At 54.8% G+C, this 26,392-nt stretch carries 22 protein-coding genes and 1 riboswitch; of the genes, 4 read left to right on the top strand and 18 right to left on the bottom strand.

Annotated elements, in window-relative coordinates:
* Positions 1-3: 3 nt before the first annotated feature.
* Together BBD41_RS16290 and BBD41_RS16285 are read right to left on the bottom strand one after the other, a co-directional pair.
* Entirely contained in the window at positions 4-981 is a 978-nt protein-coding gene (locus BBD41_RS16290; protein ID WP_099478208.1) for an ABC transporter permease, read from the bottom strand.
* A gap of 410 nt (positions 982-1,391) precedes the next feature.
* A complete protein-coding gene (locus BBD41_RS16285) occupies positions 1,392-3,491 on the bottom strand; it encodes a molybdopterin-containing oxidoreductase family protein (protein ID WP_099478207.1) in 2,100 nt (699 codons plus the stop codon).
* A gap of 541 nt (positions 3,492-4,032) precedes the next feature.
* Positions 4,033-4,215, top strand: a riboswitch (cyclic di-AMP (ydaO/yuaA leader).
* Positions 4,216-4,392: 177 nt separating this feature from the next.
* Here BBD41_RS16285 and BBD41_RS16280 point away from each other — a divergent pair.
* Positions 4,393-6,219, top strand: a complete 1,827-nt coding sequence (locus tag BBD41_RS16280; protein ID WP_099478206.1) for an APC family permease — start codon at positions 4,393-4,395, stop codon at positions 6,217-6,219.
* A gap of 298 nt (positions 6,220-6,517) precedes the next feature.
* Complete coding sequence (locus tag BBD41_RS16275) at positions 6,518-7,933, top strand: amino acid permease (protein WP_099478205.1); 1,416 nt, start codon at positions 6,518-6,520, stop codon at positions 7,931-7,933.
* Positions 7,934-8,077: 144 nt separating this feature from the next.
* Here the strand turns inward: BBD41_RS16275 and BBD41_RS16270 are convergent, their stop codons facing one another.
* From BBD41_RS16270 to BBD41_RS16250, 5 genes are all read right to left on the bottom strand, one after another.
* A complete protein-coding gene (locus tag BBD41_RS16270) occupies positions 8,078-9,331 on the bottom strand; it encodes an MFS transporter (RefSeq protein ID WP_099478204.1) in 1,254 nt (417 codons plus the stop codon).
* Between the two features lie 222 nt (positions 9,332-9,553).
* A complete protein-coding gene (locus tag BBD41_RS16265; protein ID WP_077568478.1) occupies positions 9,554-10,150 on the bottom strand; it encodes a TetR/AcrR family transcriptional regulator in 597 nt (198 codons plus the stop codon).
* Positions 10,151-10,322: 172 nt separating this feature from the next.
* On the bottom strand, positions 10,323-10,922 hold the full coding sequence (locus BBD41_RS16260) for a DUF4352 domain-containing protein (protein WP_206098249.1): 600 nt from the start codon (positions 10,920-10,922) through the stop codon (positions 10,323-10,325).
* Between the two features lie 137 nt (positions 10,923-11,059).
* Positions 11,060-12,421 carry an FAD-dependent oxidoreductase gene (locus BBD41_RS16255; protein ID WP_099478203.1) on the bottom strand — a complete coding sequence of 454 codons (1,362 nt, stop codon included), beginning with the start codon at positions 12,419-12,421 and terminating at the stop codon, positions 11,060-11,062.
* Positions 12,422-12,898: 477 nt separating this feature from the next.
* Complete coding sequence (locus tag BBD41_RS16250; RefSeq protein ID WP_099478202.1) at positions 12,899-13,381, bottom strand: glutathione peroxidase; 483 nt, start codon at positions 13,379-13,381, stop codon at positions 12,899-12,901.
* A gap of 298 nt (positions 13,382-13,679) precedes the next feature.
* On the opposite strand from BBD41_RS16250, the gene BBD41_RS16245 reads away from it, so the two are divergent.
* Positions 13,680-14,210: a hypothetical protein gene (locus tag BBD41_RS16245; protein WP_077568481.1), complete on the top strand. Its 531-nt coding sequence runs from the start codon at positions 13,680-13,682 to the stop codon at positions 14,208-14,210.
* Between the two features lie 124 nt (positions 14,211-14,334).
* On the opposite strand, the gene BBD41_RS16240 is transcribed toward BBD41_RS16245, so the two are convergent.
* The 3 genes from BBD41_RS16240 to BBD41_RS16230 form a co-directional block, all read right to left on the bottom strand.
* Complete coding sequence (locus BBD41_RS16240) at positions 14,335-15,582, bottom strand: hypothetical protein (protein ID WP_099480656.1); 1,248 nt, start codon at positions 15,580-15,582, stop codon at positions 14,335-14,337.
* A gap of 335 nt (positions 15,583-15,917) precedes the next feature.
* Positions 15,918-16,259, bottom strand: coding sequence for a DUF3243 domain-containing protein (locus BBD41_RS16235; RefSeq protein ID WP_077568482.1), 342 nt, complete (start codon positions 16,257-16,259; stop codon positions 15,918-15,920).
* A 77-nt stretch (positions 16,260-16,336) separates the two neighbouring features.
* Positions 16,337-17,914, bottom strand: coding sequence for a DEAD/DEAH box helicase (locus tag BBD41_RS16230; protein WP_099478201.1), 1,578 nt, complete (start codon positions 17,912-17,914; stop codon positions 16,337-16,339).
* A gap of 123 nt (positions 17,915-18,037) precedes the next feature.
* On the opposite strand from BBD41_RS16230, the gene BBD41_RS16225 reads away from it, so the two are divergent.
* Complete coding sequence (locus tag BBD41_RS16225; RefSeq protein ID WP_099478200.1) at positions 18,038-18,601, top strand: hypothetical protein; 564 nt, start codon at positions 18,038-18,040, stop codon at positions 18,599-18,601.
* A gap of 23 nt (positions 18,602-18,624) precedes the next feature.
* Here BBD41_RS16225 and BBD41_RS16220 read toward each other — a convergent pair whose 3' ends face one another.
* From BBD41_RS16220 to BBD41_RS16185, 8 genes are all read right to left on the bottom strand, one after another.
* Positions 18,625-20,295, bottom strand: a complete 1,671-nt coding sequence (locus BBD41_RS16220; RefSeq protein WP_099478199.1) for an ABC1 kinase family protein — start codon at positions 20,293-20,295, stop codon at positions 18,625-18,627.
* A complete protein-coding gene (locus BBD41_RS16215; RefSeq protein WP_028404109.1) occupies positions 20,296-20,613 on the bottom strand; it encodes a phasin family protein in 318 nt (105 codons plus the stop codon). It abuts the gene before it with no gap.
* 272 nt (positions 20,614-20,885) lie between these two features.
* Positions 20,886-21,581 (bottom strand): PepSY domain-containing protein, encoded by a 696-nt coding sequence (locus BBD41_RS16210; protein ID WP_099478198.1) that lies wholly within the window; start codon positions 21,579-21,581, stop codon positions 20,886-20,888.
* A gap of 234 nt (positions 21,582-21,815) precedes the next feature.
* A complete protein-coding gene (locus BBD41_RS16205) occupies positions 21,816-22,511 on the bottom strand; it encodes a PepSY domain-containing protein (protein ID WP_099478197.1) in 696 nt (231 codons plus the stop codon).
* A gap of 90 nt (positions 22,512-22,601) precedes the next feature.
* Complete coding sequence (locus BBD41_RS16200; protein ID WP_099478196.1) at positions 22,602-23,963, bottom strand: sensor histidine kinase; 1,362 nt, start codon at positions 23,961-23,963, stop codon at positions 22,602-22,604.
* Positions 23,960-24,661 carry a response regulator transcription factor gene (locus tag BBD41_RS16195; RefSeq protein ID WP_077568488.1) on the bottom strand — a complete coding sequence of 234 codons (702 nt, stop codon included), beginning with the start codon at positions 24,659-24,661 and terminating at the stop codon, positions 23,960-23,962. Before BBD41_RS16195 ends, BBD41_RS16200 begins: the two co-directional genes overlap by 4 nt.
* 32 nt (positions 24,662-24,693) lie before the next feature.
* Positions 24,694-25,332, bottom strand: coding sequence for a ThuA domain-containing protein (locus BBD41_RS16190; protein WP_077568489.1), 639 nt, complete (start codon positions 25,330-25,332; stop codon positions 24,694-24,696).
* A 110-nt stretch (positions 25,333-25,442) separates the two neighbouring features.
* The gene (locus BBD41_RS16185) at positions 25,443-26,261 is read right to left on the bottom strand and encodes a uroporphyrinogen-III synthase (protein ID WP_099478195.1); all 819 of its coding nucleotides are present in this window, start codon (positions 26,259-26,261) and stop codon (positions 25,443-25,445) included.
* Positions 26,262-26,392: the final 131 nt, after the last annotated feature.

Raw genomic sequence — 26,392 nt, 5'->3', positions numbered from 1 at the left:
ATCTTACCACAGACTGTTGCCGGATCGCCGGGCCAAGTAGTTGGCAATGGTCAAGAGCGTGACGCTGACGATGGCCTTGAATAGCCCGATGGCGACGGCATAGGAATAACGGTGTGTGCCTAGCCCCACGCGATAGACGTACGTATCGATGACATCGGACACCGGCCTAAGTACCGGATTCGTTGCGAGAAGCAGGATATCCTCAAATCCCGCATTGACCAGATTGCCAATGGCCAGAATCATGAAAATGATGACGACCGGCATGATGCAAGGCAGCGTAATTTTGAAAATTTGCTTGAATTTGCTTGCGCCGTCGATATCGGCTGCTTCATACAGTGCCGGATCGATCCCTGCGATGGCGGCCATAAACACAATGGAGTTAAACCCGATCTCCTTCCACACATTCGCCGAGATGAGAATCGACCAGAAATATTCCTTCATGCCGAGGAAGTTAATCGGCTCGCTGATCAGTCCTGCGCCCTTCAGAAGCATGTTGACGCTTCCGTTCTCAGTGGACAGCATCGACATCGTCAGGCCGGCCACGATGACCCAAGAGAGAAAATGAGGCAAGTAGGTAAGTGTCTGAACCGTTCGTTTAAAGAACATATGGCGGACTTCGTTCAGCATCAGCGCCAGCAAGATCGGGGCCGGAAAGCCGATAAAGAACTTGAGCAGACTGATGACCAGGGTATTGCGGATCAGCCGCTCGAACTCCGGCGCGTTGAAGAAGGCTTCGAAATGCTTGAAACCGACCCATGGATTCTCCCAAATTCTCGAACCCGTAAACAGGTCGTAATCCATAAATCCGGTAATCACCCCGTACATCGGCAAATACGAGAAGATGAAGACGAGGATGACTCCGGGAATGACCATAAGCTGGACTTCCCATTGTTTCACGAAGCGCCGCAAGAAGCTGGAGCTGTGGATGCGGGGCTCCGGGGCAACCGGGACCTGCCGCTGTTTCGGTGCAGATTGGGACATGTTGTTCCTCCCGCTTGAAAAATATAGTCAAGGCGCATGCGAACATCCTTGACACGTTAACGCCAGCCTAAGGGCTGCGGTCTTTCGGACTTAAGGACATTCTAACCTTGGCAATGGGGCGAAACTATATAACAAACCCGCGATTTTTTATACTTCTGACGGATGATCGATAGGGACGCCGCTTGAAAAAGTATAAAGTCTGCCCGTTCACTGCATAAAAAAAGATGCCGCCTAATGATAGACGGCATCTTGATCTTATCAATTCCTCTTTTCATATCGGTTGAAATGGATCGTTTCGGGGCATTGTACATCAGATCCGAGCAAGCATTGCGCCCTGGCACATTACGTTCAGCTCCGTACAGCTTACGCATCGCGCCTAGTCCCATATCGGGGAGAGGTATCCCCCCGGCTTATGAGCGCTTGACCTCGACAACGGTCGAGAAGAAGGTTGCCCCCTCACCCATGTCTGCCAGCCTGTCCGGCGTAAGGGCATTGGCCCGCTGCTTTCGGCCCTCGCCTTCCCACCAGAGGCCTTGGCTGACTACGGTGCCCGGCAGCATCTTATCCACCACTTTGGCGCGAGCCTCATAGGTTCCGCGATCATTGAACACGATAACCGGATCGCCGTCGGCAATCCCCCGCTGCTCCGCATCCTCGGGATGGATTTGGAGCGTCGGCTCCTTCTCCATCTTCTGATGCTTCTCGACATTTGCGAAGGTTGAGTTCAAGAAATTGTGGTTCGGCGGGGAAATGAACATCAGCGGATACCGGTTCCCCCTTCCGCGCCGCACCCCGTCATAGCCTTCCTTCAGCGGCACATAGGTCGGCAGCGGCGGAAGTCCGGCTTCCGCCAGCCTGGCCGAGTACAGCTCGATCCGTCCCGAAGGGGTTGGAAGCCGATCCAGAAAGCTCTCGAGCGGCGTCATGTCCAACTTGACATGACGCTCTGCCTTCAGCCTGTCCAGGGTCACTCCGTTCAGATACGGATTATCGGGATAATCGAGCGCCCGGGCAATCATCTCTTCTTCCGACTCGCGGAAGGCTTCTTCCTCAAAGCCCATCGCCCGTCCGAGCAAGGAGAACAGCTCAACATTGCTCTTGCTCTCCCCCTGCGCCGGGATAACCGGCTCTTGGAGCTGTACGTATTGGTGCCAGTAGGAAGCGTACAGGTCCGTGCTTTCAAAGGAGGAGGTGGCCGGCAGTACGATATCCGCGTACTTGGCCGTGTCCGTCATGAATAGATCATGAACGACCGTGAACAGATCCTCCCGCGCAAACCCCTCCCTCACGCGCTCCGTATCCGGGGCGACGACCAGCGGGTTGCTGCAGTATACGAATACCGAGCGGATCGGATTCTCGGTCATGGCCAGCGCTTCTCCGATCCGGTTCATATTAATCGTGCGCGCACTCGGGTTCGGCCGCAAATCCGGCCGTTCCAGAGCCTCGCTGTTCATGCTGTTGTAGCCCCCGTTTGATTTGGCCGCCCCGCCGCCCCGCTTGAGCCACTGCCCGGTCAGCGCCGGCAGGGCTGCGATGCTGCGCACCGTCATGCCGCCGTTATCATGATGCTGCAGACCGTTGCCGATGTGAATGTAAGACACGCCGGCACGGCCGTACAGCTCGGCCAGCTTCTCCACATCCTCGGCCGGAATGCCCGTTACCGAAGATACGTATTCCGGCGTATACGTCTTCACATGCTCCCGCAGCTCCTCATGACCGATCGTATAACGCTCCATGAACGCTTCATCCGCCAGCCCGTCGCGGAACAGGACGTGCATGATCCCGACGGCAAGCGCGGCATCCGTGCCGGGATGCAGCGGGATGAACCAGTCCGCCCATTGGCCGGTCTGATTTTTGTGAACATCGATGACGACGACCTTCGCGCCCCGCTTTCGCGCTTTTTCAGCCAGCACCACCTGGTGCATATTCGTGCTGACGATATTCCCGCCCCAGACGATGATGACATCGGCGTTCACCGTATCTTCGGGGACCGTTCCCCCGTTGAAGCCCATGACCGATTTCCAGCCTTCGTTTCCGGCCGAATTGCAGATGGACTGCTTCAGCTTGCTGGCGCCCAGCCTGTTGAAGAAACGGCGGTCCATGCCGTCTACGCTCAAGATGCCCATATTGCCGTAGAAGCTGTAGGGCAGGATGCTTTCAGGGCCATCCGATTCAATCAGCGCCTTGTACCGGTCCGTGATTTCCCGGATCGCCTCGTCCCAGCTGATCCGCTCAAATAATCCGGCCCCTTTAGGGCCTGTCCGGCGCAGCGGATACAGCACACGCTCCGGATGGTAGACCCGGTGAGCCATGTTGCGGACTTTATTGCAGATCGCGCCTTGCGTGATCGGATGGTCGGGGTTGCCCGTAACCTTTACGATTTTGCCGTTCTCTTTATGCAGCAGCAGGCTGCAAGTATCCGGACAATCCAACGGGCAAACCGCCGGAAATACGCCATATTCCTGATGAATCACTTTGTCCTCTCCCCCTTGTGCTTCAGCCTCAATCATATCCCCTTATCTTAAAAAAAATCAGCCCCATCGTAAAGTCATACATTTTTTTCTAAAGATGTGATTCAGCGCTCGACCTCCCGGGTATATTTCTATCGAGAGCAAGGATGAGAAACCCAGACCCTTTCTCCTCCTCGCCATATCATGGACCACTCCCAAAAAATTCGCCATGCTTGTATCTCCTCCCCCGAGATACGGCATGGCGAATTTACGTTACGGCCGGCTCAAGATGCGGCCGCGAATGCTCTCTTCGGCTTGCTTCTTCGATAGGAGCATCCTCTTTTATCTGCACGCCTACCTTCTTCCCCTCACCGCGTTTTCTGCTTTCCCTACCGCGCTTTCAGTTTCCAAATCTTCGCATACAGTGATTTATTGCGTAAATCCGCAAAATAATGATCCCGCGAAAGTCCGTATCCCATGTAATCGCTTACGTCCCATCCATTTGGCTCCCTTCTGCCGAAAATAGCGGCAAAAGGCCGTTTTACAATCGAATCCCGCAGGCGTAATATACTATTCAGATTTCAAATCCAATATGAATCTCACAGTTGATTCGCCGAATTTCCAGGAAGGAAAACGGGGGAACCGAAGCGTATGCCTGCCGAAGCGGCAGCCATACTATGGGGTGAATCCTGAATAGCCGCGGCATGTCCCGAGCGGCATCAGGTAGGGCGACTCTCGCGCCCGAATCCGACAGCTAACCTCGTAGGCGTTAATGGGAGGGTTGTGAACTTGTGCAAAAAAACACAGGCTCTAACCTGTGTTTTTTCTATGCCAAAAATCGAAAATTCGAAACGGAGATGCATCCCATGACCGGCTCTTGACCATTCACCCAAGCTCATAATTTTACGCTTTTCTGGGGGATAAACGACCCAAAAACCAAATCGAATCGGTGGTGAACACGATGTTATCTTCCATCAAGCGCTTCCTCATCGGAAGACCGCTCAAGTCCAATGAATTAGGCGATCAGAAGCTGAATAAAACGAAGGCCCTGGCGATTTTGTCGTCTGATGCCTTGTCATCCGTCGCCTACGGCCCCGAGCAAATTCTGCTGGTGCTGATGACCGTCGGCGCCGCGGCCTATTGGTATTCTATCCCGATCGCCATCGGCGTGCTCGTCCTATTGCTGGCATTGATCCTATCCTATAGACAGATCATATTCTCCTATCCGCAGGGCGGCGGAGCCTATGTCGTGTCGAAACGAAATCTGGGCATGTATCCCGGCCTCGTTGCCGGAGGCTCCTTGCTCGTCGACTATATCCTAACGGTGGCGGTCAGCGTATCGGCCGGTACGGATGCGATTACGTCGGCTTTTCCCGAGCTGCGTCCCTATAATGTCGGGATCGCCGTACTGTTCGTCCTGTTTCTTACCGTGCTGAACTTGCGGGGCGTGACGGAATCCGCCTCGATCCTGGCCTATCCGGTCTACCTGTTCGTGCTGGCCTTGTTTATTCTGATTGGCGTCGGTCTCTACGATATCGCAACCGGCCACGCTTCGCCGGAGCTGCACACCAAGATCGGCACGCCCGTCGCCGGACTGAGCCTGTTTCTGCTCCTGCGGGCGTTCGCTTCAGGCAGCTCCGCGCTCACCGGGGTTGAAGCCATATCCAACGCCATTCCGAACTTCAAGGAGCCTGCGCCGAACAACGCCGCCAAAACCCTGGCCGCGATGGGCTCCCTGCTCGCCCTGTTATTTTCGGGAATCGTCTTCCTGGCCTATTATTACGGGGTCAGTCCCAGCGAAGAGGTGACGGTTGTCTCCCAAATCGCCGAGCATACCTTCGGCCGGAACGCGCTGTATTATTTCATCCAGGGGACCACGGCGTTAATTCTGATCCTGGCGGCCAACACGGGGTATTCGGCATTTCCTCTGCTGGCCGTCAACCTGGCGAAGGATAAGTTCATCCCGCGGATGTTCACGGTCCGGGGGGACCGCTTGGGGTATTCCAACGGCATCATTATCCTCGGTCTTCTGTCCATCGTGCTGATCCTGGCCTTCGAGGGCAAGACCGAGCATCTGATCCCGTTGTACGCCGTCGGCGTATTCATTCCGTTTACCTTGTCGCAGACGGGGATGATGGTGAAGTGGCTTCGCGAGAAGCCTCCAGGCTGGCTCCCCAAGCTGGTCATTAACACGACGGGAGCCGTTATCAGCTTTGCGGTAACGTTGATCTTTTTCCTCACGAAATTCGCCCAGGTGTGGTCGGTGCTCCTGTTTCTGCCGCTCATCATCTGGATCTTCACCCGGATTCGGAATCACTATGAAGCGGTCGCCGATCAGCTCCGGATTACGACCTGCGAGCCGGCAAAGCCGATCGAGGGCAACATTATTATCGTACCGGTAGCCGGCATTACGCATGTGGTGGAGAACTCGCTCAATTATGCCAAATCGCTGTCCGCCGACCAGATTATCGCCGTTTACGTGAACTTCGAACGAGAAGACCAGATTGCCTTCGAGGAAAAATGGAAGAAGTGGCAGCCGGACGTCCGGCTGGTGACGCTGCATTCGCCATATCGCAGCATCATCTCGCCGCTGACCAAATTCATCGACATGGTACAGCGCAAGGCCAGCGAGTCGGACTACCAGGTGACGGTCGTCATTCCACAGTTCATTCCGAAGAAGGGGTGGCACAACTTCCTGCACAACCAGTCCAGCCTGCTCATTCGCGCTCATCTGCTGTACCGGCGGGATGTTATTCTTACGACGGTTCCTTATCATCTGAAGAAATAGCTGCAGCCCGGCCCCCCATGGGGGGGACGGGCTTTTTTCTGCCTCTGCGCCCGGTTTTGCATCCCGCATCCGATCACAGGCGGCTGATGCTGTTTCTTCTGAGTTAAAGCGAAAGGGAGCGGGTATTTAACCGGAGGGAGGCGTACTCGCATGGCCCGCCGGCCCCTTCACTGTTGGCGTTTTTTCGGGACAGGCAGCCTAAGGCTTTCAAAGCATCTTATTTTTATTTATAATGTCGGAATGGATGGGTCATGCATCGGGGAAATCTATCTAAATAAACATCTAGGAGACTCCATTTATGAGCTTGAAACACAATCTGCTTCGCAAGAAGCCGATTCCGTCTTTGACAGGCGGAGAAGTGCGTTCCGCATTGAAAAAACAGCTTGGCGTCATGGACTTGATCGTCCTTGGCGTCGGTTCTATCGTGGGGACGGGAATTTTCGTATTAACCGGCGTGACGGCCGCCACCCATGCCGGTCCGGGACTGATCCTGTCATTCCTGCTGGCAGGTCTCGTATGCGCCTTCTGCGCACTGTGCTATGCCGAATTCGCATCTACCGTGCCGGTGGCCGGCAGCGCTTATACGTACAGCTACTCCGCGTTCGGGGAAGGACTCGCTTGGCTGATGGGCTGGGATTTGCTTCTGGAATACGGCTTCGCAAGCGCCCTCGTATCCAGCAGCTGGTCGGGGTATGTGCAGAGCATTCTGTCCGGTTTCAATATCCATCTTCCTGTCGCCATTACTAGTGCTTTCAACCCGGCGAAAGGCACGTATGTGGATGTGCCGGCGATCGTCATCGCCCTGTTGATTACATGGATCGTATCCCGGGGAGCGAAGGAATCGACCCGGCTCAACACCATCATGGTATATCTGAAGATAGCCGTCATCGTTCTGTTCATCGGTGTCGGAGTTTTCTACGTGAAGCCGGACAACTGGACGCCGTTCCTTCCGTTCGGCATCGAAGGGGTCATGACGGGGGCGGCCATCGCCTTCCTCGCATATATCGGCTTCGACGTCATCGCCACAGCTGCGGAGGAAGTGAAGCAGCCTCAGAAAAGCCTGCCAGTCGCCATATTAGGCTCACTGCTGATCGTTGCCGTCCTATACATTGCCGTTACGGCGGTATTAACCGGCCTTGTACCGTATCATCTCTTGAACGTGAAGGACCCTGTCGCCTTCGCGCTGCTGTATATTGAGCAGGACTGGATGTCCTACTTCATCTCGCTCGGAGCCCTCGCCGGCCTGACCACCGTCCTCATGGGGGTATTGTTCGGTCAATCCCGGCTGCTCTACGCGCTCGGTCGGGACGGCTTGCTCCCGAAACGGATGAGCTCGGTCAATCCGAAGACGAAGTCGCCCGTATTCAGCACTTGGGTATCCGGCATCTGCATCGCGGCGCTGTCGGGCTTCGTTCCCCTCGGAAACCTGGCGGACCTGGCCAGCATCGGCACGCTGTTCGCCTTTATTACCGTTTCGCTCGGCATCATTGTCCTGCGCAAGACGCACCCTAACCTGAAGCGGACTTTTCGCGTGCCGCTGGTTCCATGGCTGCCCTTAATTGCCACGCTCAGCTGCTTGTACCTGCTCACGACGCTGCAGCGGATCACCTGGATCGGGTTCATCGTCTGGATCGGGCTCGGCATCATCATCTATGCCGTGTATGGGTACAGGCACAGCTCGCTGCGCCAAGACGCAGCGCCTGACGAATCCTGACTACGGGTGAACGTCTTGCGTTACCATAGATTAACCAGCCTTGACCTCATCACGTAACGAGGAGAAGGGGCCGTCCCGGAAGGTCATTGACCTGGGACAGCCCCTTCTCTTTTCTTATAGGTTAAGTGTTGAGAGCTGAGCGCTCTAGGATTCCATCGCGCCCTTAGCGGCAGCCGTCGACCCGCCAGGCATGCCTTCCACCGGCGCCTTGGCCGCGGGAAGCTTCATGCTGACAAGCGAGGACACCAGGAATACGGCTCCTGCCGTGAAATATACCGTCACGATCGACGATGCCGCCATGTACCAGCCCGTCAGTCCCGAGCCGATCAGCAGCATGCCGGTAAAGACCGGCGTCATGACGCCATTGAGTCGCCCGATATATTGCTCATCAACCTGCCGCATCATCAGCGCCATCAAGACGGTTTGCGCCAGCGCCATCAGTACGCCGGTAACAAAACGCATGGCACCGGTCAGGAGCGGCCACTTGGACAGTACCTCGATGCATGTGGACACCCCAAGGAAGGCAAGGCCAGCAAACAGAAGATACGAGCCTTTCACCCGCCCGGCGATGACGGCAGCAATAATCCCCCCGATCAGCATCCCTGCACCCTCAAGTGCCGTAAACCACTGCACACTGGTCATATCCAGCATCAAACGCTCGGTGATGACAAAGATATCGAGCGGCTGGACAAACCCTGCCCCGAGCGCCAGAAGAATATAAACCACCAAAAGCACCTTCAGCCATCCGGTACGGCCGATGTAGCGAAAGCCCTCCTTCAGTTCTTCTGTGAAAGAGCTTGCAGATTCGGTCTTATCCGCTGCTTCATCCACATGCGAGGGGAGGAATGCCAATACGGCGGCAGAGCCGGCAAATATGACAAGCAGACCAATCAGTGACGCTTCGAGGCCGAAGGCCTGATAGATCGTCGTCCCGATCATCGGCCCTAGAATAATGAACAGCGACATGAGCGTCTGGGACAGCGCCGTCGCAGAAGAGACATGCTCATCCGGCAGGCAGCGCTTGATAATTTTGAACGAGGACGGCTGGGAAAACTGGGAGACGACGGCCGAGATGAGCGTCACCGCGAAGGCTGCCTGCCAATATCCTGCAAATACGACGAACAGGATGAGCAGCACGGATATGAAGCTCAGGATGTCCCCCCAAATCATCGTGCGCTTCGGCCGCCAGCGGTCGGCTAGTACGCCGCCGACAATCGAGACCAGGAAGATCGGCGCATATTCAATAACGGTCAGCAGCGATATGGCTACCGGGTTATGATGGCTTTTCTCCATAATAAAGTAGAGCAGCGCCATGTTGCGGATCCAGATGCCGATGTTCTGCAGGACATCCGAAATCGTAAGCAGTACAAATGCTTTGTTGCGAAATAGGTGTTTCATTTCCCATGCCTCCTCATAAAACCGACTAGTCAGTTTATTTATTCTTAAAAGAATAACGTCTTTCGACGTACTCTCAAAGTAGACAGACCGTGTTAGCGGTCGTTTTTCTGCTGGATCAGAGCAGCGATCCTATTGAAGATGTTTATGCTCCATGATCTTCAAAAGCCGTGCCTGCCGTCCCGCATGTTCTGTGCTCTACCAAATGAGGCTCGATGATCCGGGTCAGTCTTCGGCCCGGCCGGCCAACACCCCTTGCAGAAAAATACTGACGCCCTTCCGGTACAGAACGCGCAATTCCTCCTGTGACCGTTCGAAGAAGGTAGTCGACAAGCCGTCCAGCAGCGATCCGAATATGACGGATACTTCCTCGATATCGTCCGGGGAGATGATTCCTTGATCTGCCCCCTCCTCCAGGATTTCACGGTACAGCACCCGCGGCCCTTGCAGGATCGTCAGCAATTTGCCCAGCAGCGTGTTGTCATTCGGCTGATTGATGTAAAATTCCTCGGCAACCTTCGTGAGCGGATTCTGAAAATCATCGACCATATGATCAGCGATCCCGTACAGCTTCTCTTCAAAGCTTCCGTAATTCGCCTTCTTCTCATGCCATGCGTCCATCCATTCCTGATTCTGTTTGGCAAGAAGCTGGATAAAGAGGTCCTCCTTGCTGTCAAAATGGTAGTAGATGCTGCCCTTGCTGGCACCGGTGAATTTGACCAATTCGTCCATGGACGTTGCCGCATATCCCCGCTGGATGAATAGAATCTTCGCCTTATCCAAAATAAGGTCCCGCTTCCGCTGAGCTTTCTCTGTTGCCATCAAATATGCACTCCTACAAAAAACCGACTATACGGTTTAATTTTCTCCATCATACCCCAACCCTTCCCCAATGTAAAGGAATGGCCTGAAACACAAGAACAGGAGGGCATTTCGACTTATCGAAAACCCTCCCGTCCACATGCTGCCGACATTGTGGATATGATCAATCGGATTAGAGATTCCAGACAGCTCTGTCCATCTTCATCGGATCCCCGAAGCTCAGCTGCAGACCCTTGGCATCTTTGGCTACCTCATAGGAAATCTCCCCCTTGAGCTCCTCTCCGGGAGCTAAGGTTCCATCGAGCGTCTGCACGTCTGAGGAGATCGCAGGCGTATAATGCACCTCCTGGTCATCCGTCAGCGCAAAGGAAAGGGCAGATGAAATGACCACCGGCTCGGCTCCGTTATTTTTAACCGTTAGATCGACCACCTTGAACGTATTGCCGTCCTGGGGCTTTTTATAATCGTCTCCTTCCGATTCCCGCAGCCCGTTCAGCGTGATCACGACTCCGTGATAGTCAATCGTATCCCCGACAACGCCCGTTTCGCCGACACTTAGCGTCTTGCCGCCATCCGGCGGGGCCGTCGGATCCTCCTGGGGCTTGGCTGGCGGGTCTTCAGCAGACCCGGAGGCTTTGCCCGAATCGGCGCCTCCGCTTACGGCAGGGGGCTGTTCCGCCGGCGAAGCTGCCTGATCATTCGAGCAGGCTCCAATAAGCAGCATCGTCAGTATTGCAGCCGAAATCTTTATCATCATCGGATTCATCCTCATTCGTATTACCTCCTACAGCTTCATGTGTTGATCAAATTCTTTCTTTAATGCTGAACTTATTGGATTCGCCATGCACCCGCAAAATCCTGCACAAACACGAAAAAGACCCCCTAAAAGGGGATCTTCAAAGGAATAAATCAGACGTGCGCAGGCGTTTCGGTTTGGATTTCAGGGAGGGCCTGCAATCCGGCCGTGTTCAAGAAGTTCCACGGCTTATTGTAATGCGGCTGGAAGAAGAAGTCGATAAACGCCAGCTGGTCAATCGTCATCCGATTCTGGATGCATACCGACAGCGTATTGATGGACTGGGTCAAGTCGGCCTCGGAAATCACTTGGGCACCGATCACGCGGCGGGTTTCCGCTTCATACACGACCTTCAATGTGACCGATTCGGACGTCGGCATAAATTCCGGACGGTAATGATCGGTGATCGTAACGGCTTCGACCTGGAGCCCCTCATCCTTAGCGGCTCCTTCCGTCAGCCCTGTGGACGCGATGTTATGCTCATAAATTTTGAGACCCGAGGTGCCTTGCGTCCCCATATAAGGCGTGGTGTGCTTCACCAGATTGCGGGCAACCAGCGTACCCATGCGCACGGCGTTCGTCGCCAGCGGAATGTACATCATTTTTCCTGTCGGATTATAGAGCACCGAGCAGCAATCGCCCGCGGCGTACACATCCGGCTTGCTGGTCTGCATGTACGAGTCCACGACGATGGCCCCGTTATCGAGCATGTCGACCTGCCCTTTAAACAGCTCCGTGTTCGGGCGGAAGCCGATGCAGAGAATGACCAGATCTGTTTGGATTTCACCCTTGTCGGTAATCACCTTGGTCACTTTGCCCCCTTCTCCTTGGAAGGAGGTTACCGTCTGACCGAGTGCCAGCTCAATCCCTTTTTCCCGGAAAGAATTCTCGATCTTATCACTGAATTCCGGGTCCAAATATTTGTTCAGAATGCGGTCCGCGCTGTCGATCAGCGTAACCTGCTTACCGTTCTGCTGGAAGGCCTCGACCAGCTCGACGCCGATATACCCGGCACCTACGACGGTAATATGCTTCGCGTGACGCGCTTTTTCGATAATCGTATTGGAATGGCGGTAGTTCTTCGAAAGCAGGATATTATCAAGATCAATGCCCTCGAGTTTCGGAACGATCGGCCAGGAGCCGGTCGTAATGATCAGCTTGTCGTACGTATCGTCGAAGGTTTCGGACGTAGCCAAATTGCGGACCTTAAGCGTCTTGCGGCCGGTATCAACCGATACGATCTCGTGGCGCATCTTGGTGTCGACGCCCAGCTCTTTGAGCTTCTCCGGCGAGGAGTAGAATAATCCATCCGGATCTTTCACAACGCCTCCGACGTACAGCGCAATGCCGCAGGATAAAAAGGAAATATTGTCATTGCGTTCATAAACGGTAATCTGTGCATCCGGATACAGCTTGGCGGTATTTACAATGGCGGACGTTCCTGCATGGGTACAACCAATAACGGCGACTTTCATGGTTTTTCCTCCTCCAAAATGAAGCTTGTATTTGTTTAAGATGATCTGTTTGGCATGGAATCATGCTTGGTAACCGTTGACGCCATTCTGATCCGATGCCCGGTTACGATTGTGAAACATTTCACTTTAACTATGATTTCATTATAATGTGATTTAATTCACATTTCAATAGGCTTTGGGAATAGCCACACATTGTTCACATTTTCACAATCTTATCGTGACCCATTCCATTGACTTTTATCATGATGCAAAAGGCTGGTACTTATCCTGATTCTGTTGCAGCATAAAAGGGAATGAATTCGCTGGGTGCGGAACATACTATTTCGGTCGGCTTGGCCAGGATCGAAACGGCGAATCATGAGCTGAGGCGTTCAAATCGGCCCGCACAGCAAAAAGCAGGACTGCAGTGACCGGATCGTCCAGCTAGCCCCCGGCACTTACAGCCCTACTCTTCAGCATTGAACAAAACTCTCTAAATCATTCATCCAGCAGCGATTCAATCGCGCTTTTCATCGATTCAGCGGTTTCCCGCGGCTCAAACCGGTGCACGATTTCGCCCTCGCGGCTCACAAGAAACTTGGTGAAGTTCCAGGCAATCTCTCCGTTTCCTTCATGACCTGGCTTCTGGGACTTCAAATATTGAAACAGCGGATGCGCCCCTTCCCCATTCACATCAATCTTTGCGAATATCTTGAACGTTACGCCGTAATTCAACTGGCAGAACGCTTCCGCTTCCTCGCTTGTACCCGGCTCCTGTGCTCCGAATTGGTTGCAAGGAAAGCCCAGCACCTCCAGGCCTTTGGATTTATACTGCTCATATAGCTCCTGAAGCTCCCCGTACTGCGGTGTCAGCCCGCATTGACTGGCCGTGTTCGCAACCAGCAGCACGCTGCCCTTATAAGCCTCAAGCGAAACGGTTTTGCCTTGTGTATCGACGGCTTGATAATCATAGATTGACATCATTCATTCCCTCCTCTATCGTGCTGCCCTGTTCGGATAACGCTGATCGGGCGTGCACCATCTACTCCTCATCATACCTGATATCGTGGGGTGAATCCAAATTTCCATACCTCGGACTGATACCCAAATGAAAGCATTTGTATTATGATATTTTTATTGGGCAGGCGAGGAATACCTACAGCCTGTTTTGCCGTACAGCTCATCCGTTTCGTCCCTTCCCCCTTGCGGGTAATGGATAGAGTGGATGTGCCCGGCTGCAGCGTACAGCTGCCATTTCACATGTAAGCGAGGAAGTAGCATGAAATTATACCCGGAAATGTTCGTATCCCCTTGGCATCTCATTGTCGTCTTCTTTGCCCTGATTGCTGGGGTGGGACTCATGATTGGCAAGTACGACCGGAAAACCGTATTGCGCAGTACCGGCCTCTCGGCATTGGTATTTTATTTTATCGTGACGATTCCCGTGGGGCTGATTACGCAGGATTCCTTGTATAAGCAAGAAACGATGCAGACGAAGCTCGACCAAAGATTCGAAGAACTGAAGGAGAAATCCAGCCTGTCGAGCGTTCAGGATCATATCATCGTTTATGTCGGGGCTTACGGAGGCAAGGAGGACACGGATATTCTCGTCTATGCCGGCAATTACCACAGCAGCGAAACGTTCACCGGGGATATTAAGGTCACCGTGTATGATATGAACGAAGAAGAGGTCTTTACCGAAACCTACGAGCAAGTAACGCTTGCGCCCGGGGAGAAAAGGAAGCTCGACTCGACATATACAAGTCAGCCGATGAATACCTACCAATTTCAATACGAAGCGCAGCCCTAGGGCTGCGCTTCTTTACTTGCTTATCACATATTGGTCCGTGCGAACGACAGCTGCTTAATTCACTTTGCGCGGTACATCCGTTTTATTGGCAAGCGTACGGCCCAGCCTAGCTGCTCGATTCCCATTACAGCTGCTGGCCCTTTGACCAATCGATCTCCGGTTCAGGGGGGTGGCCGGCTGGTCTGTACGGTTCAGGCGCCGGCGGCAAATTCCTGGCATCGCGGTTCTTCCGCAATCGGCGGAGCCCAAGATAGACCAGCCCATATAGCGGCAGAAGCATGAAGGACAATGCTATCAGACTTCCTGACATAATATAGGTGGGGTCAGTCTCAACATCGGAGAAGTCCACAAAAAAGAACGTAAACAGCGAAACCAAGGAAAAGATAAGGATCTGCGGCCATCTCATCCACTTCACGAGGAGAAAGAACAGAATGCTGCCGCAGCCGAGCAGCGAAATCGAATAGGCGTAATTGTTCGGGTCAATTGAGCCGTTATCCGATAATCTTACCAGCCAATAGCCGATAGCGAATTGAACCGGGAATACGAGCCAAGCCAGCTTCCCGACCCCGCGAAAGGCGGATTTCCTTTTTCTCAGCTCCTCCTCGTATTCCAGCCGCTTCATCTCATGCTCAAGCTCTTCCAGCTCGGCTTCCGTATACTCGCGCTGCTGCTCCTCTTCGATTAACTCCTCCATATACGGACGGAAGTCACGTTCGATATTCCCGTCAAATTCCGCTGCCTTCAAATCTTCATCGCTCCGCAGCTGCTGCGGCACCGAGGCATCCCTGAAATCATGGATGACGAGCGAGGTAAGGTACAGCGGTATATTTCTTTGGCCCACGGCCTCCAGCCAGCGGTTCGCGTCCATCGGATCCAGGAACGGAACGGCGATGGCCCGCTCCCTCATCCCGCTTCGGGCAATCAGGTACAGGACCGGCATCAATTCGAACATCGGGCTTCTTTCCATCATTTTGGTTTTCTTATAAGCATAGCTGTATTGCAGCACGTAACGGCCATAGTACATCTCCGTCACATCGGTCAGGGAGACACTCCCTTGCTCCGATTCTCCCGTAGCCGGATCCCACAGCTCGTATTCAACGCGATCCTCATACAGCGCGAATCGGTCCAGATGCGTATTGGCCCACACCTGCTTCCTCAGACTTCTCAACAATTTGACGAACATGATGATTCCGACAGGCACGGCTAGCAAGCTAAGCCAGGTCCAGACGGAAGGCCAGCGAAGCAGAAGCATAACCGGGCCGACGATCAGGGCGAGGCCGATCAGTAGGCCGATCGTATACGCCTCAAATGTCAGCACCCAGTAAAAGGGCTGCATCTTGGGCTTTTTCTGCTCATGAATCAAGAGGGACATGCAGGCAACTCCTTTGTCTTCAACGTTTGACTTATATAAGATATGGAACGGGATGTGGACCGATTGCGTGTCATGCCCCTGCTCCCTTACCATACTGAATTCTTCATCCTATATAATCATCCCTATGTATCAATACTCCAACCTTTATAATACGGCAAAATCCTTCCCAAGAGGAGATGAATTTAGACCCTATTTCAGGCAGCTTCATTTCTATAAAACCGGACAAAAACCAACGAAAATCAAAAAAGCCCTCCCCGGCAGCACCCGCCGGAGAAGACATACTGACGCGCTTTGAACACGACCTGCGCCTTAACGCTTTGAAAACGACCTGTTCCTTAACGTTTCTGGGCCAGCTTGACGAGGAGATGAGCCAGCTTGTGCTGCTCCTCGGGCGTGCCCACCTTCCACAATTCCTGAAGAAGCTTCTCCTCCGAATTTCTCGGCTCTTCGTTTGCAGCCAGATAGCCGGCCACCTTCTCCGCCGCCTGGGCAAGCTGCTCCTCATTCAATCCGATGCTCTCGGCCAGCTGGATTCGCTTGTTCAAGTAGGCTTGAAACGAATCGAAATCCGCCAGAATCCGCTCCTTCTCCTTATCGTCAATCCGATCCATTGCGTCATCGACCTTACTTACGTCGAGCTCACCGTTTTTGTTCACGACATGATTATGTTCAGACATGATAACGCCTCCTTGTGATGGATTAGGTAACGATCAGTTATTAACCGCAAGGTCTGCAAATGAACCACCGGATGGCGTTAACGGCCGCGGCGTCCTCCGTTCCGGCCGCTTCCTCCCCGACTGCCGGAACCGCGGCTGCCGCCCTGGTTGGCCTGGCCCCGGGCCGGACTGCCGCTGCGGCCGCCGGATCTTGCCGATCCCCGGCCGGCACCGCCTTGGCCTTTGCTCTGCCCGCGGCCGCGGTCATCGGCAGCTACCAATCTTCCTCGGCCGCCACCGCGTCCGGCGCTTTCTTCCCTGCGGGGCTGCTCCGCCCTCCCCTTGGCTTGGGAACGGCTCCGGCCATCGGCGCTGCCGCCTCTTGCGCTGCGGTCCGATTGACCGCGGCGTGCCGATCCCGTTCCGCCCTCTCTTCGTCCGCCGCCTTGGCCGCGCTCGCGGTCAGACTCGAGCGAAGAGACATGTCTAGCTTTTCTCGGACGGCCGGACTCCATACCCGGGTTGTCTCCGCGATCCTCCTGGATATTCCCCTCGTATGCGTCATAGCGCACCCGCTTCAAGCGAAGCGAAATGCCCTCCTCGATCCGCGCCAGGTCCGAACGGTCCTTGGCCGCCATAAAGGTCACTGCCATTCCGCTGCCTCCCGCGCGTCCGGTCCGGCCGATCCGGTGGATGTAACTTTCAACATCATGGGGCATATCGTAGTTAAATACATGCGTAACCCCCTCCACATCGAGCCCCCGGGCGGCCACGTCCGTGGCGACCAAGAGCTGAAGCTTGGCTTCCCGAAACCGTTTCATGACCGCTTCGCGCTTGGCCTGGGACAGGTCGCCGTGGAGCTCGTCCGATTCGTATCCGGCAGAGAGCAGGGCTTCGTTAAGAGCCGATGCCCGCCGCTTGGTACGGCAGAAGATGATGGCAAGAAACGGCCGGTACCGCTCGATCATGGCCCGGAGGGCGTCCTGCTTGGAGCGGTCGGTACACTCGACAACCACCTGCTTGATCTGCTCCAGCGGAATAGGAGATGCCCCTTTAATCACAATATCTTCAGGTTTATTCATATAACGAGCCGCAAGCTGCTTTACCCCGGCAGGCATCGTGGCCGAGAAGAGCATCGTCTGGCGGCGGTATGGAAGGGCATCGATCAGCGCCTCCACTTCGGCCAAAAAGCCCATATGCAGCATTTGATCCGCTTCATCGAGCACGAGCATTTTGACTCCGCCGAGCTCCAGCGTGCCGCGGCGCAGATGATCCAGCAGCCTTCCCGGCGTGCCGATAATCAAATGACGGCCGCCTTCCAGCTTGCGCAGCTGCTTCTCGACATCCTGGCCGCCGTACACGGCCAATATTTTAATCCCGTCCGGTTCCCCTGCGGTCAGCTTCCGGGCTTCCTCCGTGATCTGGAGGGCCAGCTCCCGGGTTGGGGCGATAATGAGCGCTTGCGGAAAAGGCCGATTCGGATCGATATGCTGCAAAATCGGGAGCATGAAGGCCAGCGTTTTGCCGGTTCCGGTCCGCGCCCGGGCAATGACATCCTTCCCTTCCAGCAGCAGCGGAATCGTCTCCTGCTGTACCGGCGTCGGTACCGCGATTCCCTGCTCCTTCAGTTTTCTCACTCTCTGCTCGTCAATGCCCAGCTGTTGAAAGTTCGGCAAACGTTCCACCTCATTTAAGTATTTTTCGCTATTGAAATCGTATTAAGAAACTGACAAATGATCCTGTCTTTGGTAATGTCAATATTAGAAGATTCATCCCACCACGGCAAGGAGGTGTCCCGAATGAACCCGCTCCAGCTCATAGTCACTGTAATCGTTCTGCTGATCCTGTTCACCTTGATTAACATGATGATGAATTATGTTTCAAGACGGGACGGGGAGCCGCCCGTGCCTCTTAAGAGGAAGCTGTGGCTTGTACCGCTTCTCGCTGCCTTTATCATTGTGCCGATCGAGCTGTTCTCCGTCCTGTACGCACTGCTGTTCCAGGTGACCGATTCTGCGGGACAGATGCTTGCCTATAACGGCGGCGGCGTGCTGCTAAGCCTGCCCCTGCTGCTCCTGATCGGGTTTCTGATCTTTGAAGGCCTCGTGCACCCGATCATGATTACCCTGCTGCGACTATGGCTGCGGCGGGACGCTTCCGTATACGTTAAGCAGACCGTCACTATAATCACCGATTCGATCCTGGTTTACGCACTTGCTTCGGTCATTCCCGCCATTCCGGTCGGCGGCTGGCTCCATGCAATCATCATCGCCGTATTCTACCATTTCATCGAATGGGTCCTGATCGGCGTTCAGGCCTGGATCCAGCAGCGTAAACGGGCCAAGGCAGCGGCTCCCGGCTAAACAGCCTTGGTAAGCGCCCACGGCTAGAAACGCCCCGATTTGAAGATCGAATACAGCAGCCATGCCACCATGAGGAGCGCCACGATGAATCCGACCTCGATCACCGGAAAATTCCACAGCATCATGGGCTCCCGGCTCAAGGAGGAACCGATGATGAGTCCTACCATAATAATGCTGAAGGCCAGCAAAACGATGCTGAAGGAGAGCCGGTTGCTGATCTGATCCAGCTTCCGCATCAGCTGCTGCAGCTCCGGCACGCTGATTTCCACCCGGAGCTTCCCTTTGCTGATCAGGGCGGACAGCTGCCTGGCCTGTCCCGGCAAGTCCAGGAGGCTTTCTGCAAGCCCCGCCAGCCCGTCCAGCACCTTCCTTCCAATCCTGCGCGAATTATAGCGCTCCTTCAGCAGCTTCCGTCCGAAAGGCTCCGCCATGTCGATGATGCTGATTTCGGGATCCAGCATTTCGATGACTCCTTCCAGCGTAAGCAGCGATTTGCCGAGCAGCGTCAAATCCGGCGGGAGCATAATCCGGTGACGCTGGGCAACGGTGAACAGGTCGGTAAGCGCCTTACCTAACCGCACTTGAGAGAACGGCACGTCATAATATTCGCTCCGCAGCCGGTCCATATCCGACCGCAAGGCGTCCATATCGCAATCCTCGGGTATGAGTCCCATCTTGGAAATCGCGCGGATCATTCCTTCCGAATTTCGGCGCATCAATGCAATGATCAGCCCCGACAGATGATCCCTCATGTCCTCGCTCAACTGCCCGACCAGTCCAAAATCCAAGAAGACGAGCTTTCCGTCCTCGGCGACAAGCAGATTGCCCGGATGGGGATCCGCATGGAAAAAGCCCTCGATAAAAATCTGTTGAAGCATGCCGTCGATCAGATGCTCCGCAATTTCCTTCAGGTCATAACCCTTGGCGGCCAGCTCCTGCCGACGGCTGAGCGTAATGCCCTCCGCGAACTCCATCATCAGCACTTTCGAGGACGTATATTCCCAATAAATCCGCGGGATACGGATATACTCATGGTCATTCAGCCTGGACGAGATTTTCTCGGCGTTCCGTGCCTCATGACTATAATCCAGCTCCGCCATCATCGCCCTGGCGAATTCGTCCACAATCCGGTCCACCCGGTACTGCTTCACCCAATCCCAGTGGCGCTCGGCAATCGAGATCATATCGCGCAGGATTTCCAGATCGCGTCCGATCATCCGGGCTACGCCCGGCCGCTGCACCTTGATCGCCACACGCTCACCGCTCTTCAAACGGCCGGCATGCACCTGCCCGATCGAAGCAGCGGCAAGCGGCTTCTCCTCAAATTCCTGCAATACTTCATGTATCGGCATGCCCCATTCCTGCTCGATCAGCTCCCGCGCGCTGGCGGAAGAGAACGGAGGAACCCGCTCCTGCAGCTTGACCAATTCCTGGATAATATGGTCAGGCAGCAGATCCGATCTTGTGCTCGCTAATTGGCCCAGCTTCACGAATGCCGGTCCTAGATCCTCCAGCACCCTCCGAATCCGTTCCCCGAGGGTAATGGTCTCCGGCTGTTCCCTGGAGCTCCAGCGGACGGGCATCGACAGGACATGGAACAGTCCCATCTCCTCCACCATATAGCCAAAGCCATGGCGCATTAGCGCCATGGCGATTTCCCGGTAGCGTCCGGCATGCCTCAATCGGACCGCCATCTAATCCTGCTGCGGCCCTTCCAATTCCACGATTTTCTTCTCAAGGACAGCGATGCGCTGTTCCAGGCTAGCGACATCGGTTCCTTTCGGCACGTCCAGTTCGGACAGTACGCGCTGCACCTGTTCATAAATATACGTCTTGATCTGGGACTGCTCTTCCTCGCCGCGTTCAATGAGGCGATTCACCAGCGCTTTGGATTCGGTGGGCGCCAGCTCCCCCCGCTTGACCAGATCATCCACGATTTTCTCGACTTTTTCTTTGCTGACAACGGTAAGGCCCAATCCTAACGAGATTGCTTTCTTAAAAAGATCACTCATGATTCTATCCCTCCCGATCTTGTCTGGTTCCATTATAACCGTTCGCGCTGGTAAAAACATCTATCCGCAGGCTTCAGCACCCATGTCTCGAGGGCAATCACAGCTTATATGTCGGAATATTGCCAATTCCTTATGTACTTAGAATTACCCGGATCCGGCCGTAAATATGAGGGCAGTGATGGCGATCTCTAACGCTTCATAGGTTAAGAAAAGAAAACAGACCGAAGGGCATTGCCCCGCGGTCTTCAATCTTTTAACAGCATCACTTGAGCTTAATCGTCATAACGATCATCGTCATCGTCGTCGTGATCATCATCGTAACGGTCGTCGTCGTGATCATCGTCATGATCGTCATTTTGATCATCATCGTCGTGATCGTACTCGGACTTTACGATTTTCCCGCTCAGGGCGTTGACCTCGACTTCCATGCTGCCTTTGGAGGTCTTCACTTCAACGTCATAGATCCAGCGGTTATCGTCCTCATCCAGATCGACATCAGTCACCGTGCCGCCTCCTGCATGCTTCAATGCAGCTGCAGCGGCCTTCCCTGCCCCGATCAAGCCGCTGGGATAACGATCGCGGTCATCCTCGTAATCATCATCCCGATCGTAGTCGTCATGGTATTCGAAAGTCCGCTTCCCAAGCGACTTCCCGGTTGCTGCATCAATCCACAGCTTGGTGCCCCGGTCGCTTTGTTGGATGTACACCTTATAAGCGAGCCGTCCTTTATAGTGTACCAGATCAATATCTTTTACCGTTCCCTTGGCGACAGCCAGAGCAAGCTGCTCCGCCTTCTCGACACTGATCAGCTGTTTGCCCGTTTGCGCTGCAGTCGCAGCACCGGTGCTTGCGCTTCCGTTCGAGCCGGCAGCCTGCACGGCGTTATATCCGTATACGCCGCTTGCCGCTATAGCCACAGACAGTGCACCGGCCCAAAGTATTCTTTTTCTCGTCTTGTTCGTTCCCATCGTTATTACCTCCTCATGCTTATCAGTCGTTCTCTTTACAATTTCACTATAACGCCCCAACATGAGAGCATTCAGAGAGAAAGATTAGAAAACGATGATAAAAGCTTCCGGACTACGACGAACAAATGATGAAGGTTGTGCAGAAGCAGGAGGCTGTGCGGAATGCCATCTAATGTTCACGATGTGAAAATCAAGAAGCAGCTCGGCATCGAATCTTGATTACGTCTCGTTCCCTCAATCATCCCATGTGACGGTCATAATCTTGCCGGTAATGGCATGAACCTGAATGGTGGCTTCCCGCCCGTCGCTCTTCTCGATTTCGACCAGATAATAGCGAACGCCGTCATCTTCGCGGTATTCGATATCCTCGATCGTCCCGGGAACCTTGGCGAGCGACACCTTCTCCGCGTGCTCCCTCGTGATCATCCGCATCGGCGGATTCTCCGGCTCGGTGCCTTCGCCATCGTCAGGGTCTTTCGGGGTTCCGCCGGATCCCTCCCCGTTCGGTTCCGCTGCTGGAGGGTTATTGCCCTGACCCTGCCCTTCGCTCGGACCCTGCCCTTCGCTCGGATCCTTCCCGCCGTTATCCGGCGCAGGAGGTTCGGGCTGCTGTCCGGTCGGATCCTGATTACCAGGCACGCCCTCGCCCTTCCCCCTTTCCAGCTGTTTGATCGACACAATGGTTCCCTCGCGGGCATCCACAGCCAAATCATACTTGCCGAGATCGGATACCAGCTGAACCCGGTACACGTCGCCGTCCAATTCAGTATCCGTTATCGTCCCCGAATAGAGCAAATTCACTTTACTTATGATTTCATCCTCGCTCATACGCTCCGACGATGCGCTGAACGGCTTCCACAGCAGCGTACCTGCCACAACGACCACGACCAGCAGAACACCGCCCGTCAGCATCCCCATTTGTTTTCGCATCCCAATCACCTCGGGTACATTCTGTTTAATTAACGCAAGTATACCGCAGCAAGGTTAGAAATCGATGAGAAACAAGAGGACGTTTTAACCTTAACTTCGGGCCTCGGGAGGCTGCAGCCGAATCGTCGCGGTGGTCCCGACTCCCGGCAGGCTTTCAAGCTCCAGCTCGGCGCCGATGGCCTCCGCAATCTCTTTCGCCAGCGACAAGCCGAGCCCTGCTCCGCCGGTTTTCCTGCCGCGAGCTTCATCGACCCGGTAGAAACGGTCAAACACATGCTCCAGATCTTCCTTCGATATCCCGATTCCCCGGTCAATAACCCGAATGTATACCCCAGGCGGCTTTCGTCCGACTTCGATGACGATCGACTCATCGCTGTACTTGCGGGCATTATCAAGGAGGATGAACAGCAGCTGCTTCAGCCTGCGGCTGTCCGTCCAGGCGTGCACCTCGCCTTCAGCGCGGACGTCAACCTTCCGGCTGTAGGCGTCCCGGATCGCACGTGCCGATCCGCTTGCCAGATCGGAGAGCTCCACCGATTCCAGCTCGATCTTCCATGAATCCTGATTCTTCGCCAGCAGCAGCAGCTGCTCGGTCATCTCCTTCATTCGGATCGCTTCCGAATGGATCGCTTCCACCGACTCCTGAAACAGCTCCGGCCGCTCAAGTCCTCTGCGCTTCAGCAGGCTGGCATAGCTCTCGATAATCGTAAGCGGGGTCTTCAGCTCGTGCGAGGCGTTGGATACGAACTGCTCCTGCTTCTCGTGATTGCTCTCGAGCAGCGTGATCATATCATTGAATGCCGCTCCCATCTCCGTCAGCTCGTTTTTCGGCTGCTCCTTAAGCTCGATCCGGCGGAACCGTCCGCTCTCGCGGATATCCTTCATCGTGCGGGTGAGCGCCGTTATCGGCTGCATAATCAAGCGGCCCAGCACGCGGGTCGACACGACGATCGGAATCAGGCCGATGGCCGTGACGGCCACGAGCACGACACGAAGCGCCTTCAGAATATCCATCGTCAGAGCAAGCGTGCGCGCAAGCTGAATATTGTTGACCGAGCCGTCCGGCCAAATGACCGGGATCGAGGCGAATGCGTACGTTTCCCCTTGGATCGTGATCAGCCGCACCTGCTCCCTTGTATCATACGGCTCATCAAGGCCGTCCAGCTCCACGCCTGGCGCCGTCGTCAACCGCTCGGGGCTGCTGTTATCGGGCATGACCACCTTGATCCCTGCGCCAGCCGGAACATAGCTGCGCTGCAAGTCGGCGAGCGGGACGGATTTCGCGGCCTCCACCATATTTCCAGCAATCTGCACGGCTTCGGCCTTCGTCTGCTTAAGCTGGCTATCCACCGTCATCCGGCTGAATACAAAGTAAACCAAAATATTCATGACAATCAGAATGACCGCCATAAGTACCGATGAATACAGATGAATTCGGCTGCTCAGCTTCATGGGCTGTCCTTCAGCACATATCCGACGCCGCGGACGGTATGAATCAGATCGGGCAGGCCGTCAAGATCGATTTTCTTCCGCACATAACGTATGTACACATCGACGACATTCGTATCGCCGTAATAATCGTATCCCCATACCGCCGCCAGAATTTGCTCACGGTTCAGCACCTGCCGTTGATTTTTGAGCAGGTAAACGAGCAGGTCGAATTCACGGGGCGTCAGCTCAATCTTCGTTCCGGCCCTGACCACCTCGCGCGTTCCTTCATGGAGCTTAAGATCTCCCGCCGAAAGCCATTCTTCCCCCGGGTCATTACCGTTCTGGCGACTCCCCTGAAGGCGGAGCGCGGCCCGAATTCTGGCGAGGAGCTCCTCGATCTGAAACGGCTTCGTGATATAATCATTAGCTCCCAGATCAAGACCCGACACCTTATCCTCGACCGAGCTCTTGGCGGTGAGCAGCAGCACCGCCGTATGCGTATCCTGGCTCCGGATGCGCCGCAGCAGCTCGATGCCGCTCATGCCCGGCAGCATGACGTCTAACAGAATCAGATCGAAGGACCCGCTTCGGTATACGCTCAGCGCATCAAGCCCGTTATCCGCTTTGGCAACCTCGTAGCCCTCGCTCTCCAGCTCAATTTCCAGCAGACGGGATATTTTAGCTTCATCCTCGACGATTAAAATTTTCCCGTTGTTCATCCAATCCCTCCTACAGGCATGCTCCGTATGTTCTAGCCCGGAACGCGCGCCGCCCATTTGGCAGCCTGCGTGATAAGCCTCCGAAGCTGCGGCTGAAGGAAGCTAGGCTCATGGTGGCCCGGCATGATAAAGACCACACGGCCGATGCCGTACGTATGGCACCAGGCTGCCGGCCACTGCTGACCTTCATACTCGTAGTGCAGCAGCACCGTTTTTTCCGTAAACGGGCTAAAGGTGAAGCGGTAAGGCTCCTCATCCAATACAAACGGCTCCACGCCTTCCGTGATATCATGACCGGTCTCGGCGGGAACGAAGTACAGCTTATCCATCGGCGGATGGCCGTCAAACCGCGCTCCGATGAGCTGAGCCAGCTCATACCGGTTAGCCAGCGTGATCCCGTTATGAATGACAAGCAGGCCGCCGCCGCCGCTGACGTAAGACAGCAGGCCCGCCGTCTGCCGGGGAGATACGCGCTCATCCCACAAGTCGCTGTAGGCTATGCACAGCTCATAAGGGTACAGATTGCTCTCATGGAGCATTTTATGATTTTCGGTGCACTGCACCGTGAACATATCGTTTAAAAGATGTGTCACTTGTTTATCGATCCCTTGGAGCGGGTGAAACTTGGGGTGGGTGTAGCTGCCTAGCAGCAGTGCTTTTCTTTTATCCATGGGGCATCCTCCTATTTACTACTTACAATATTACACATGATGGTCCATTACATGCACAAGCCTTACGCTCAATCCGGAAGACACGCCCGTCTCCCTCCCCTATCATGCCATTAATTCGCCGATTGGGCAAAAAATCGACCGAGCTCGACCATCATGCTGCCCATGCGCTCATCCTCGGGGACTAGCAGGCGCGCGATTCCTTCCTCGCGCAGCCCCTGTGCCGTAACCTTGCCGACGGCAACGGCGATCACCGGTCCCCGGAATGCCTCCAGCACCGCCTCGAGCTTGCCGTGATCTCTTGCGAAATCGGCCAGGAACCGGAATTGCGGCGCACTGGTGAACGCGACGGCATCCACCTTGCCCTGAATAATTTCGTCAACGAGCAGCGAGATGTCTTCCTCCCGCGGCGGAATATGCTTATACGGCAAGATCGTCTCCACCTGAGCGCCCCGGCTCTCCAGCCATTCCACGAGCTTAGGGGCAGATTCGCCATGCAGCTGGAGAACGATACGCTTATCTGCCAGATCAAACGGCTCCAGCGCCCGAATGAGTCCGGAGGTGCTGCCGTCATCATCCCTCACGATAGGTGTAAGCCCTCTTTTTTTCAACGCGTTCACTGTTTTGTAGCCTCTTGCCGCAATGGTTGTTTGCGTAAGCGTTGCATTCAACCGGTCCAAAACGCCCATCTGCTCCGCCATATCATAGATGGCTTCAAGGCCGATGCCCGTCGTAAAAATGGCCCACGGCGGAGCGGGCTCTTTAAGCCAATTCTCAATCGACTCACGCAGTACCTCATCATCCAAAAAAACCGTCCCCTGTGCCGGACGAATCAGCGGGGTTCCCCCCATGTTCTCCACCAGCTTAGCCATTTCCGCCGCTTTGCGGGGGCCGGCCAGGGCCACAACCCGATCTTTCATATGCTGTGCCATTATTTTTTGCCTCGCTCTCCTAGAGTGTGCAGGTTCTGCCATTTGACTCCAGTATAATGGCCCGCTCCCGAGAGTGAAAGTCACTTTGGTCTTAAACTTGAGCCGCAGTCCTCATAAAAAAAGCAGCAAAG

Source organism: Paenibacillus ihbetae (assembly GCF_002741055.1).
GTDB classification, from domain to species: Bacteria; Bacillota; Bacilli; order Paenibacillales; family Paenibacillaceae; genus Paenibacillus_AQ; species Paenibacillus_AQ ihbetae.
This window is presented reverse-complemented; position numbering and strand designations above follow the sequence as displayed.

Bases quoted from the DNA above. Each gene is read 5' to 3' on its own strand.
- BBD41_RS16220 (WP_099478199.1), bottom strand. From the start codon at position 20,295: ATGGCGGTCCGATTGAGGCATGCCGGACGCTACCGGGAAATCGCCATG.
- BBD41_RS16265 (WP_077568478.1), bottom strand. From the start codon at position 10,150: ATGGCAACAGAGAAAGCTCAGCGGAAGCGGGACCTTATTTTGGATAAG.
- BBD41_RS16210 (WP_099478198.1), bottom strand. From the start codon at position 21,581: ATGGGAACGAACAAGACGAGAAAAAGAATACTTTGGGCCGGTGCACTG.
- BBD41_RS16260 (WP_206098249.1), bottom strand. From the start codon at position 10,922: ATGAGGATGAATCCGATGATGATAAAGATTTCGGCTGCAATACTGACG.
- BBD41_RS16190 (WP_077568489.1), bottom strand. From the start codon at position 25,332: ATGGATAAAAGAAAAGCACTGCTGCTAGGCAGCTACACCCACCCCAAG.
- BBD41_RS16195 (WP_077568488.1), bottom strand. From the start codon at position 24,661: ATGAACAACGGGAAAATTTTAATCGTCGAGGATGAAGCTAAAATATCC.
- BBD41_RS16250 (WP_099478202.1), bottom strand. From the start codon at position 13,381: ATGTCAATCTATGATTATCAAGCCGTCGATACACAAGGCAAAACCGTT.
- BBD41_RS16185 (WP_099478195.1), bottom strand. From the start codon at position 26,261: ATGGCACAGCATATGAAAGATCGGGTTGTGGCCCTGGCCGGCCCCCGC.
- BBD41_RS16235 (WP_077568482.1), bottom strand. From the start codon at position 16,259: ATGTCTGAACATAATCATGTCGTGAACAAAAACGGTGAGCTCGACGTA.
- BBD41_RS16205 (WP_099478197.1), bottom strand. From the start codon at position 22,511: ATGCGAAAACAAATGGGGATGCTGACGGGCGGTGTTCTGCTGGTCGTG.
- BBD41_RS16275 (WP_099478205.1), top strand. From the start codon at position 6,518: ATGAGCTTGAAACACAATCTGCTTCGCAAGAAGCCGATTCCGTCTTTG.
- BBD41_RS16270 (WP_099478204.1), bottom strand. From the start codon at position 9,331: ATGAAACACCTATTTCGCAACAAAGCATTTGTACTGCTTACGATTTCG.
- BBD41_RS16290 (WP_099478208.1), bottom strand. From the start codon at position 981: ATGTCCCAATCTGCACCGAAACAGCGGCAGGTCCCGGTTGCCCCGGAG.
- BBD41_RS16255 (WP_099478203.1), bottom strand. From the start codon at position 12,421: ATGAAAGTCGCCGTTATTGGTTGTACCCATGCAGGAACGTCCGCCATT.
- BBD41_RS16215 (WP_028404109.1), bottom strand. From the start codon at position 20,613: ATGAGTGATCTTTTTAAGAAAGCAATCTCGTTAGGATTGGGCCTTACC.
- BBD41_RS16200 (WP_099478196.1), bottom strand. From the start codon at position 23,963: ATGAAGCTGAGCAGCCGAATTCATCTGTATTCATCGGTACTTATGGCG.
- BBD41_RS16240 (WP_099480656.1), bottom strand. From the start codon at position 15,582: ATGTCCCTCTTGATTCATGAGCAGAAAAAGCCCAAGATGCAGCCCTTT.
- BBD41_RS16245 (WP_077568481.1), top strand. From the start codon at position 13,680: ATGAAATTATACCCGGAAATGTTCGTATCCCCTTGGCATCTCATTGTC.
- BBD41_RS16225 (WP_099478200.1), top strand. From the start codon at position 18,038: ATGAACCCGCTCCAGCTCATAGTCACTGTAATCGTTCTGCTGATCCTG.
- BBD41_RS16285 (WP_099478207.1), bottom strand. From the start codon at position 3,491: ATGATTGAGGCTGAAGCACAAGGGGGAGAGGACAAAGTGATTCATCAG.
- BBD41_RS16280 (WP_099478206.1), top strand. From the start codon at position 4,393: ATGTTATCTTCCATCAAGCGCTTCCTCATCGGAAGACCGCTCAAGTCC.